We start from the raw sequence: 1,600 nt of genomic DNA on the forward strand, positions 1-1,600 counted from the left end.
GGCTCCGGGGCGGCTTCACGGACTTAGCATCGCCTGGTTCAATGTTTGACGCTTCACAGCGGGTACCGGAATATCAACCGGTTATCCATCGACTACGCCTGTCGGCCTCGCCTTAGGTCCCGACTTACCCTGGGCAGATCAGCTTGACCCAGGAACCCTTAGTCAATCGGCGCACACGTTTCCCACGTGTGTATCGCTACTCATGCCTGCATTCTCACTCGTGAACCGTCCACCACTAGCTTCCGCTGCAGCTTCACCCGGCACACGACGCTCCCCTACCCATCCACACAGGCGTTGGCCCTATTGTGTGAATGACACGACTTCGGCGGTACGCTTGAGCCCCGCTACATTGTCGGCGCGGAATCACTAGACCAGTGAGCTATTACGCACTCTTTCAAGGGTGGCTGCTTCTAAGCCAACCTCCTGGTTGTCTGTGCGACTCCACATCCTTTCCCACTTAGCGTACGCTTAGGGGCCTTAGTCGATGCTCTGGGCTGTTTCCCTCTCGACCATGGAGCTTATCCCCCACAGTCTCACTGCCGTGCTCTCACTTACCGGCATTCGGAGTTTGGCTAAGGTCAGTAACCCGGTAGGGCCCATCGCCTATCCAGTGCTCTACCTCCGGCAAGAAACACACGACGCTGCACCTAAATGCATTTCGGGGAGAACCAGCTATCACGGAGTTTGATTGGCCTTTCACCCCTAACCACAGGTCATCCCCCAGGTTTTCAACCCTGGTGGGTTCGGTCCTCCACGAAGTCTTACCTCCGCTTCAACCTGCCCATGGCTAGATCACTCCGCTTCGGGTCTTGAGCGCGCTACTGAATCGCCCTATTCGGACTCGCTTTCGCTACGGCTTCCCCACACGGGTTAACCTCGCAACACACCGCAAACTCGCAGGCTCATTCTTCAAAAGGCACGCAGTCACGACCCACCAAGCAAAGCTTGATGAGCGACGCTCCCACGGCTTGTAGGCACACGGTTTCAGGTACTATTTCACTCCGCTCCCGCGGTACTTTTCACCATTCCCTCACGGTACTATCCGCTATCGGTCACCAGGGAATATTTAGGCTTAACGGGTGGTCCCGCCAGATTCACACGGGATTTCTCGGGCCCCGTGCTACTTGGGTGTCTCTCAAACGAGCCGTTGATGTTTCGACTACGGGGGTCTTACCCTCTACGCCGGACCTTTCGCATGTCCTTCGCCTACATCAACGGTTTCTGACTCGCCTCACAGCCGGCAGACTGTGAAAGAGAGATCCCACAACCCCGCATACGCAACCCCTGCCGGGTCTCACACGTATACGGTTTGGCCTCATCCGGTTTCGCTCGCCACTACTCCCGGAATCACGGTTGTTTTCTCTTCCTGCGGGTACTGAGATGTTTCACTTCCCCGCGTTCCCTCCACACACCCTATGTGTTCAGATGTGGGTGACAGCCCATGACGACTGCCGGGTTTCCCCATTCGGAAACCCCCGGATCAAAGCCTGGTTGACGACTCCCCGGGGACTATCGTGGCCTCCCACGTCCTTCATCGGTTCCTGGTGCCAAGGCATCCACCGTGCGCCCTTAAAAACTTGGCCACAGATGCTCGCGTCCA

1 rRNA gene is annotated in these 1,600 nt (G+C 57.1%); it reads right to left on the reverse strand.

Features of this window, described 5'->3' with window-relative positions:
• A 23S ribosomal RNA gene (locus STRTUCAR8_RS05060) occupies positions 1-1,583 on the reverse strand; the annotation flags it as partial.
• Positions 1,584-1,600: the final 17 nt, after the last annotated feature.

The organism is Streptomyces turgidiscabies Car8, from assembly GCF_000331005.1.
Lineage (GTDB): Bacteria > Actinomycetota > Actinomycetes > Streptomycetales > Streptomycetaceae > Streptomyces > Streptomyces turgidiscabies.